The 9188-nt window shown below is 37.8% G+C and carries 8 protein-coding genes, 1 other RNA gene and 1 other annotated feature; of the genes, 3 read left to right on the forward strand and 6 right to left on the reverse strand.

Features of this window, described 5'->3' with window-relative positions; all coding sequences use genetic code 11:
- Positions 1 to 2: 2 nt before the first annotated feature.
- Positions 3 to 422, reverse strand: a complete 420-nt coding sequence (gene cymR, locus NYQ66_RS18125) for a cysteine metabolism transcriptional regulator CymR (protein ID WP_259871506.1) — start codon at positions 420 to 422, stop codon at positions 3 to 5.
- Positions 376 to 1047 (reverse strand): YitT family protein, encoded by a 672-nt coding sequence (locus tag NYQ66_RS18130; RefSeq protein ID WP_259871529.1) that lies wholly within the window; start codon positions 1045 to 1047, stop codon positions 376 to 378. The genes cymR and NYQ66_RS18130 overlap by 47 nt, the downstream gene beginning before the upstream one ends.
- Positions 1048 to 1229: 182 nt before the next feature.
- Between NYQ66_RS18130 and NYQ66_RS18135 the strand changes: the two genes are divergently transcribed.
- Together NYQ66_RS18135 and NYQ66_RS18140 are read left to right on the forward strand one after the other, a co-directional pair.
- Positions 1230 to 2495 carry a replication-associated recombination protein A gene (locus NYQ66_RS18135; protein WP_259871507.1) on the forward strand — a complete coding sequence of 422 codons (1266 nt, stop codon included), beginning with the start codon at positions 1230 to 1232 and terminating at the stop codon, positions 2493 to 2495.
- Between the two features lie 562 nt (positions 2496 to 3057).
- A complete protein-coding gene (locus NYQ66_RS18140; RefSeq protein WP_259871508.1) occupies positions 3058 to 3783 on the forward strand; it encodes an RsfA family transcriptional regulator in 726 nt (241 codons plus the stop codon).
- A 96-nt stretch (positions 3784 to 3879) separates the two neighbouring features.
- Here NYQ66_RS18140 and ssrS read toward each other — a convergent pair.
- The 4 genes from ssrS to NYQ66_RS18160 form a co-directional block, all read right to left on the reverse strand.
- A non-coding RNA gene (gene ssrS, locus NYQ66_RS18145) (6S RNA) lies at positions 3880 to 4066 on the reverse strand.
- Between the two features lie 117 nt (positions 4067 to 4183).
- Positions 4184 to 5959, reverse strand: coding sequence for an aspartate--tRNA ligase (gene aspS / locus NYQ66_RS18150; protein WP_259871509.1), 1776 nt, complete (start codon positions 5957 to 5959; stop codon positions 4184 to 4186).
- A gap of 2 nt (positions 5960 to 5961) precedes the next feature.
- On the reverse strand, positions 5962 to 7242 hold the full coding sequence (hisS, locus tag NYQ66_RS18155; protein WP_259871510.1) for a histidine--tRNA ligase: 1281 nt from the start codon (positions 7240 to 7242) through the stop codon (positions 5962 to 5964).
- 67 nt (positions 7243 to 7309) lie between these two features.
- Positions 7310 to 7534 (reverse strand) — a binding site (T-box leader).
- Positions 7535 to 7607: 73 nt separating this feature from the next.
- Positions 7608 to 7781, reverse strand: a complete 174-nt coding sequence (locus NYQ66_RS18160; RefSeq protein ID WP_259871512.1) for a hypothetical protein — start codon at positions 7779 to 7781, stop codon at positions 7608 to 7610.
- A gap of 119 nt (positions 7782 to 7900) precedes the next feature.
- On the opposite strand from NYQ66_RS18160, the gene NYQ66_RS18165 reads away from it, so the two are divergent.
- Positions 7901 to 8974 carry an N-acetylmuramoyl-L-alanine amidase gene (locus NYQ66_RS18165; protein WP_259871513.1) on the forward strand — a complete coding sequence of 358 codons (1074 nt, stop codon included), beginning with the start codon at positions 7901 to 7903 and terminating at the stop codon, positions 8972 to 8974.
- The last annotated feature ends 214 nt before the right edge of the window (positions 8975 to 9188 follow it).

Consider the following 9188-nt stretch of genomic DNA (forward strand, 5'->3'; position numbering starts at 1 on the left):
CCTTAAATATAAAACATGTATGGCTCTTGACTATCATCATCTCTATGGTTTTTCAAATCATCTAACGTAGTTGTGTCGAGCACATTTTTCACTGCATCTCTAATTCGTTTCCAAAGCTCTTGCTTCGCTGGTTCTTCATCTTCAATACCCTCAACAGGAGTGATTGGTCCTTCTAGAATTCTAATAATGTCCCCAGCAGTAATTTCCTTTGGATCTTTAGCTAAAATATAGCCACCATATGCCCCTCTTATACTCTTCACTAGTGAAGCATTTCTCAATGGGGCAACTAATTGTTCTAAATAATGTTCTGATAAACCATTTTCAGTGGCAATGGTTTTTAAAGATACAGGGCCATCTCCCTCTTTTTTTGCTAATTCAATCATAATGGTTAGCCCATATCGGCCTTTGGTTGAGATCTTCATTTACAGCACCTCTCTTTATCACATAATCAAGCATTTGTTCTGCTTTTGGTATCGTATATCCAATTACATTTCCTAATGTTATTACAATTATAATCGTTCCAATCCCAACTGGTCCACCTAATAACCACCCTAGAAGAAAGACAATCAACTCAATGCCGTTTCGAACATTTGATACCTTCCATCCAAATTGACTACTCAGGTATAACATTAAACCATCACGAGGACCCGCACCTAGTTTGGGTGCGACATAAAGCCCTATTCCAATTGCTGCAACGATAATGCCTATCGTCAATAGGAGTATTTCAATCCATATCGTATGGACATCTGGTAACATCCAATTAAAAATATCAATAAAAACACCTATAAGTACCATATTTAAATAGGTTCCTAATTGTGGTCGAGACCTAGTAATCAAACTTGTAAAAAATACAATTACAACCCCTGCAATAATAGACCAAGTCCCAATTGTTAACCCGAATTTTAAAAATAGCCCATAGTGAAATACATCCCATGGCCCGATTCCTAAATCACTTGCTTTAATCGTAAGCGTTACACCTAATGAAAGTACAATTAAGCCGAAAAAGAAAAAGAACCATCTTATGGTGTGCTCTCTCAAGTTAGTCATCTCACGTTTCAATCTTTTCCCCTCGTTTTCTAAATAAAAAATAGATTAAATAGCCACGCTTATTATAGCACGATGACATCTATCTTGCATTTTACAAACGTTAAAAGTACGCTTAAGGATAGAATTACAAGAAAATAATAACCAAAACATAGAGACGAATGAAGACAAAAGGAGAAATATTGATGAGCCATAAACCACTTGCTTTTCGAATGCGTCCAAATAGTGTAGACGAGATTATTGGTCAGGAGCATCTTGTAGGGGAAGGGAAAATGATTAGAAGAATGATAGAGGCGGAGCGACTTGCCTCCATGATCTTGTTCGGGCCTCCCGGAACAGGAAAAACTTCCATGGCCACCGCCTTAGCGAAAAGCTTAGGTCTTCGTTTCAAAGTATTGAACGCTGTAATTGATAAGAAAAAAGATATGGAAATAGCCGTTGAAGAGGCAAAAATGTCTGGACAACTTGTTCTAATATTAGATGAAGTTCATCGTTTAGATAAAGCGAAACAAGATTTTCTATTACCACATGTGGAAAGTAACTTAGTTACATTAATCGGATGTACGACTAGCAATCCATACCATTCTATTAATCCTGCAATTCGAAGTAGATGTCATCTTTTTGAACTATACAAACTAGAAGAAGCGCATATGAAAGAAGCGATTAATAGAGCTTTATCGGATGACTCGAATGGCTTAGGAAACATGGAAATAAAGATGGATGAAGAAGCATTAAATCACTTTGCTCAGTCATCTAATGGAGATTTACGAGCCGTTTTAAATGGTTTAGAATTAGCAGCCTATTCTACTCCAAAGGATGAACAAGGAATCGTTCATATCCATTTAGAAGACGCAGAGCAATGTATGCAAAAGAAGAGTTTTTCACATGATAAAAATGGGGATGCTCACTATGATGTCCTTTCTGCTTTCCAAAAATCCATTCGGGGAAGTGATGTAAATGCCGCTTTACATTACTTGGGCAGATTAATAGAGGCTGGTGATTTAGATAGTATTGGTAGACGGATGATCGTGATTGCATACGAAGACATTGGAGTTGCCAACCCACAAGCGGGACCAAGAGCACTGGCAGCAGTAGAAGCTGCCGAAAGACTTGGATTTCCTGAAGCACGCATACCTCTGTCTGTTGCAATTGTTGAATTATGCTTATCGCCAAAATCAAATACTGCCTATAAAGCATTAGATGCCGCACTTCACGACATACGAACCAGTAATACAGGTGATATTCCAATCCATTTAAAGGATGCACATTATAAAGGTGCAAAAACGTTAGGCAGAGGCGTTGATTACAAATACCCACACAATTATGAAAATGGGTGGGTCGAACAGCAATACTTACCCGATCCCATTAAACATAAGAAATACTATCAACCAAAAGAAACAGGAAAATTCGAAAAGTCACTAAAACAAGTGTACGACAGAATTAATAAATAGATTTTCAATTTTTCAACAGAAAAAATCCCTAATAAAAGCTGCACAGTAGATCGATACTGTGCAGTAAACAATTTCATTATTTCCATACGGTTTTTATTAGATGAGTGGTAATACGCCGCTACGGATTCCTTGTATAGTGAGAAAAAGTGATAAATGAAGTAGCAAATAAATACATTGCCCCAGAAAGCATACACAGTGGAGGCAGAATACGAAGACTCCTGCGGGAACAGCGCGAGGTGAAGACCCCGCAGTGGTGCCCTTCCACGAGGAGGCTGAGGCCGTGCCCGCGGAAAGCGAAGTATTCTGCCGGAACGGCGTTATAACACTTCACTATTTTAAGACATGAAAGTGTTACTGCACAGTTTATGCATACAGTGCAATAACAATTATTAAATACTAGCTTTTGAAAGTTAAAACTATTTTTTTAATAAGTTTATGAATATATGGTATATTTCCTTTTTATTTAGGTAAAACTACAAACAAAAATACCAAACTATTTCTATGAATACTAATCATAGAAGTTTCAGAACATATTTTCCTAAATAAAAAGGAGTGGAGTATTGTGGTTAAAGTAAGACAGGACGCTTGGTCCCATGAAGATGATTTATTACTTGCAGAGACTGTATTGCGTCATATTAGAGAAGGAAGTACACAACTAAATGCATTTGAGGAAGTCGGTGACAAACTTAACCGTACTTCTGCCGCTTGTGGTTTTCGTTGGAATGCAGAAGTTAGACAACGTTACGAGCAAGCAGTATCTATTGCGAAAAGACAGCGCAAGGAGAAAAAACGTGCCCAAGCAAGACAAGAGAAAACTGTTCATACTAGCGTTCCAGTCCCAGCTCGTAAAGCTATGATGCCAGATGTGCGCATGTTAGAACAAGAACTAGAAAATGATGTTGAATATGGTCAAGACTTTTATGAAGATTTGGAACCGATCGCATCTACAAATACAACGATGCAAAGCAGCTATAGTGAGTTAAATTTAGATAATGTTATAGATTACTTAAAAACAATGAAAAAAGAATACAATGAGTCTAACAAGTCTAAAACCAGTTTGGAAAAAATGAAAAAAGAGAATGAACACTTAATAAGTGAAAATGAAAAACTTGAGAAAAAAGTCTTGCAACTAGAACAGCAGCTTACGACTGTTCAAGAAGACTATCAAGTATTAATCCAAATTATGGACAGAGCTCGAAAAATGGTTGTGTTTGATGAAGATGATAGTGCAAAAACACCTGCTTTTCGTATGGAGAAAAATGGGAATCTAGAACAAGTAGCTAGATAGAATAACAAAACTACCACTGAAAATAGAATTTTCGTTGAAATAAAAAAGAACCCTTAAGCAATGTTAGCTTAAAGGTTCTTTTTTTGTTATGTATCATCGAATCCCAATTGTGCCGTCTATTTTTCATGAGTTTTGATCCCGCTCTTAGCAGGTGGGTGCTTAGTTCTATATTTTATGCGTCCTCAACTAAACGAGGCATGCATGCCATATAGAAACGAGAAGCTCCCGAAAATATTGATGTTCGGTCAAAACGTCAATATTAGGACGAACACATCAGGATCCGATGGGTAAATCAGCTAAGTAATATTTGTTTGTAAGAAAAGAATAGCATACATAGATAGCGTTTTCAAGTCTGCTACTTTTACATTTAATTAACAATTATTACAACTTTACAACAATATTATACTTGCTCTTTTACTTGTAGTTTTAGTGAAAGTTCATCTAACTGACTTTCACTTACAGTACCCGGCGCTTCTGTTAATAAACAAGCTGCTGACGCAGTCTTAGGGAATAAAATTGTATCTCTAAGATTCGTTCTTCCAGCAAGTAACATTATTAATCGATCAAACCCTAGTGCAATCCCACCATGTGGAGGAGCACCATACTCTAATGCCTCTAACAAGAAGCCGAATTGACTTTGCGCCTCTTCTTGTGAAAAGCCTAGCACTTCAAACATTTTATGTTGTATTTCCTTCTGATAAATACGTAAAGAACCCCCGCCTAGTTCATATCCATTTAAGACAAGATCATACGCTTGTGCCTTCACTTCTCCTGGATTTGTATCTAATTTATCCATATCCTCTGAAGCAGGCATTGTAAATGGATGGTGTGCAGCAGAATAACGACCAGCTTCTTCGTCATATTCAAATAAAGGCCATTCAGTCACCCATAGGAAATTAAATGTAGACTCATCAATGAGTTGAAGTTCTTTTCCAAGCTTAAGACGTAGTGCACCGAGACTATCAAAGACGACGTTCGTCTTGTCTGCTACTAATAGTATTAAATCTCCATCTGATATATCTAATAGATTGCGTAATTCTTCCACTTCTTTTTCAGATAAAAATTTAGAAATCGGACCTTTTAATTCATCGCCTTCCGCTTTTAACCATGCTAACCCTTTTGCACCGTAAATTTTCACAAAATCTGTTAGTTGATCAATGTCTTTTCTAGAAAACTGGCTCGCTTTCCCTTTCACATTAATAGCACTAACCTTACCACCAGATTCAACCGCACTACTAAACACTTTGAAGCCAGAATCTTTTACAGCTTCCGATACAGTGACCAGTTCCATCCCGAAACGCGAATCTGGCTTGTCCGAACCAAATCGTTCCATTGCTTCATCATAAGGCATACGAGCAAGCGGAATCTCTATATCTATTCCTTTAACTTCTTTCATTACTCGTTTCATCATTCGTTCTGTCATTGCCATAATTTCATCGCTTGTCATGAATGATGTCTCAATATCAATTTGAGTGAACTCTGGCTGTCTGTCTGCACGCAAATCTTCGTCTCGGAAGCACCGTGCAAATTGATAATACTTTTCAAAGCCTGACACCATTAATAGTTGTTTAAATAATTGTGGCGATTGTGGCAATGCGTAAAAATGACCTTCATGCACACGACTAGGTACTAAATAATCACGTGCTCCTTCAGGGGTACTCTTCGTTAACATTGGTGTTTCCATGTCTAAGAATTCTTCTTCATTTAAGAAGTTTCTCATTACTTGTGATGTTTGATGTCTGAGTTTAAACGTTTTTTGCATTGGCTCGCGACGTAAGTCTAAGTAACGGTATTTTAAGCGCAGATCTTCTGCAACATCCGTTTCATCTTGAATCTGAAACGGAGGGTTCTTAGCCTTATTTAAAATCGTAATCTCATCAACGACAACTTCAATCTCACCAGTTTCCATTTTGGGATTTACAGTCGATGGGTCACGTTCAACTACTTTTCCAGTAACCTCAAGGACATATTCACTTCTAACTCTTTCAGCTATTTGCAATGCTTCAGTTGATACTTCAGGATTAAATACGATCTGTACAATCCCAGAACGATCTCTTACATCTATAAAAATCAACCCACCAAGATCACGGCGTTTTTGTACCCATCCTTTTAAGGTAACCGTTTCTCCCACATGGCTATTCCTTAAAGTTCCTGCTAAAACACGTGCTTTATGCATCTCTACTTTCCTCCCTTGAGTAACTGTTGTAAATGATCGACTAATTGATCGATAGCAATCTCTTCTTGCTCTCCTGTTTCCATATCTTTCAAGTTTATTTTATTGTTGTCTAGCTCATCTTCCCCAAGAACGAGAACATATTTCGCTTGTAAGCGATCAGCTGCTTTAAACTGTGCTTTTGGTTTTTTACCTTGATAGTCTTTATCTACTTGAACACCGGCTTTTCTTAGTTCATAGGTGAGTCTGACTGCTTCCTTATTCGCCTTATCTCCAATTGATACGAAATAACAGTCTAATTGTTCCTCAATAGGTAACTCGACACCTTCTGCCTCAAGCGCCATTAATAAACGCTCCACGCTTAGCGCAAATCCAATTCCAGGTGTTTCTGGTCCCCCTAAATCTTCTACTAAGCCATTATATCTGCCACCACCAGATAAAGTGGTTATTGCTCCAAAACCTTCTGCCTCACTCATAATTTCAAACGCAGTATGGTTGTAGTAATCAAGTCCTCGCACAAGGTTTTTATCCACTACATATGCAATACCCATTTGATCTAAGTGTTGCTTTACTTCTTCAAAATACGCTCGTGAGTCCTCATTCAAGTATTCAAGTATAGATGGCGCTGTCTCCATTGCTGGATGTTCACGATCCTTTTTACAATCTAAGACACGAAGCGGGTTCTTCTCCAGTCTCACTTGACAGTCACTACACAATTCCTGCTTATGTGGCTCGAAGTGACGAATCAATGCATTTCTGTGGTTCGTTCGACTTTCTCCGTCACCTAGGCTATTGATGACAAGCTTTAGAGAACGAAGGCCTAATTCTTGATAAATTCCCATAGCAAGAGATATAACTTCAGCGTCAATTGCCGGATCTTTACTACTTAATGCTTCCACACCAAACTGAACAAATTGACGCATTCTCCCTTGTTGAGGTCTTTCATATCGAAACATTGGTCCAGAGTAAAATAATTTAGTTGGCTGATTTGGTAAGCCAAAGATTTTATTTTCCACAAATGCGCGAACCACCGAAGCAGTACCTTCTGGACGTAAAGTAATATTTCTATCTCCGCGATCTTTAAAGGTGTACATTTCCTTTTGTACAATGTCTGTTGTATCACCAACACCTCTTTGAAATAGCTCGGTATGTTCAAAAATCGGCGTTCTAATCTCCTTATAATTGTACCTATTGCATAGATCTTTCCATTTTTCTTCAACATACTGCCATTTTTCTGTTACCCCCGGCAATAAGTCTTGCGTTCCTCTAGGTGCTTTCATATTCATGGCTAAACCCCCCTGTGTACTTATCCTTATGTATAATTATTCCAAAATAAATAAACTCCCGCCCCCAAAAAGGGACGAGAGTTAAACCCGTGTTACCACCCTAGTTGAAGTCTCCAAAATTAGAAACTTCCACTCATACAGTTAACGCCTGCATACGTTTGTATTTACTTTATTCAATACAAAACCTTCGGAATGTCTTTCATCAGCCCATCTAGTAAGAATTCTTTCAGCCATAGGAACTCTCTCTCTTTACTAATGTTATTCTGATTACTCTTTCCTTCATCGGTGATCATCTGATAGAAACCGTCAATATTAACTATTTTTCTAAGAATTTCTTATAATATTAAGCTTTGGAGAGTAAGTTGTCAAGAACGTTTTAACTTTTCTTTTAGTTTTTTTACATCTCCCAAGGAAAGACCTAATTCTTGTGCAATTTCCATACTATCTACACTACTTTCCATTTCTACAAATCGATGAAAATTCGCACCATAAAGATGATCAATGGCGTTGTTACCTGCTTGCTTTGGATGTAATCTCATGTGAATTCTCCCTTTATTTGGTTTATTTTTGACTTCATGTCTATTTGTTTATTACTATGAAAGAAGTACATGCATGCAAAACGTCACATATCTAATTGGAAGTACGGAGGAATTTTATTTTGAAACGTTATAGATATATCGCTTTGATCAGTGTAATAGTTGTATTCATTTTGTCCATTACAACCATCGTTTATGCAAATGAAGCATTCATTAATGTAAATAATTTAAATGTTAGAAGTGGACCTGGAACAGATTTTGAAAAAGTCGCTCAAATTGATCAAGGAGAGACTTATGAAATCATCGAAGAACAAGCGGATTGGGTAAAAATCGATCTAGGTCACACTACCGGATGGGTTTCAGCAGAATATATTTCTGTCGAAAAAGATGAAGAGCAAACCGTTCCAGAAGAAGAGACCAGCTCTCCTCCTCCATCGTTAACGGTAATGGAAATACGGGATGACAAAACAACTATGCGGAGTGAGGCTTCTACAGAAGGTGCGATTTTGGCTACGCTTGATAAAGGGGAAACTGTCCAAGTTATGGAGGAGATGGATGAATGGCTAAAAGTCTCATGGAACGGAAACCAAGGATATATAGCTAGATCACTTGTTAAAGATCCTGAGAAAGCGAAACAAAAGGGCTCAAACTTGTTCAACAAAACCATTGTGATAGATCCTGGCCATGGCGGTAGGGACGTCGGAGCAATTGGTATAAGCGGCAGTTACGAAAAGAATTATACGTTGATGACAGCTAACGAATTGAAATATTTTTTAGAAATATTGGGTGCCAATGTAATACTTACAAGATCTGATGATACGTATATGTCATTGGGCGGGCGCTCAAGTTTATCCAATCTAGTCGAAGCTGATGTTTTTTTAAGTCTTCACTATAACAGCATTCCACAATACCCTGAAGTAACTGGTTTAAATACATTTTACTATTCTGAGAGAGACATAAAACTTGCTCAAACGGTCCAAAATGAATTGGTGAAAGCTACCAATATGGATGACAATGGCGTAGAGTTTGGAGACTTTCAAGTTTTACGAATTAATCGTCGGCCTTCACTTCTTTTAGAATTAGGATTCTTGTCCAATGCAGCAGAAGAGAATAAGATCCAAGCGAAAGGATTTCAAGAAAAAATTGCCAAAGGTATCATACGAGGCTTAGACAAACATTTTGCTACATCACAATGAGAATAGAAAAAGTAGAAAGGATACAACCAAACCTGGTTAGTCTCCTTTCTTATATTTATAATGCACAGTAGATCCATACTGTGCAGTAAACAATTTCACTACTTCCTTACGGTCCTTTTAGGATGAGTGCTAATACTCCGCTTCGTCAGAATACGTCGCTTTCCGCGGGCACGGCCTCAGCTAACTCAGTCGCAAAGTACGCTCCTGAGTGGAT

Source organism: Aquibacillus koreensis, assembly GCF_025154055.1.
In the GTDB taxonomy this organism is placed as follows: domain Bacteria; phylum Bacillota; class Bacilli; order Bacillales; family Amphibacillaceae; genus Aquibacillus_C; species Aquibacillus_C koreensis.